We start from the raw sequence: 255 nt of genomic DNA on the forward strand, positions 1-255 counted from the left end.
GCTGCAATTTTTAAAGACGAGTACAACTATGTCAGCAAATACTTCCGTTTTAAAACCCTTGTTACGTTTTACACTTATATTGTTATCAATCTTTATAACTTCCCGAATTGGGCTATTGATATGGCAATATTCAAGATTAAATGATGGTGATATTTGGCCAGTCATTTCAGGTGCTATCAAAATAGACTTAAGTAGCGTTGGATACTTAGCAACTATTGGAGTGCTGATATTGATGCTGCATGTAATTGCACGCTC

General features: G+C 35.3%; 1 pseudogene. It reads left to right on the forward strand.

Annotation, left to right across the window (positions count from 1 at the left end):
• Positions 1-28: 28 nt before the first annotated feature.
• Positions 29-255 (forward strand): annotated as a pseudogene (locus PSI06_RS21840) (LTA synthase family protein); the annotation flags it as partial.

This window comes from Pseudoalteromonas sp. GABNS16E (assembly GCF_028598715.1).
Taxonomy (GTDB): domain Bacteria; phylum Pseudomonadota; class Gammaproteobacteria; order Enterobacterales; family Alteromonadaceae; genus Pseudoalteromonas; species Pseudoalteromonas atlantica.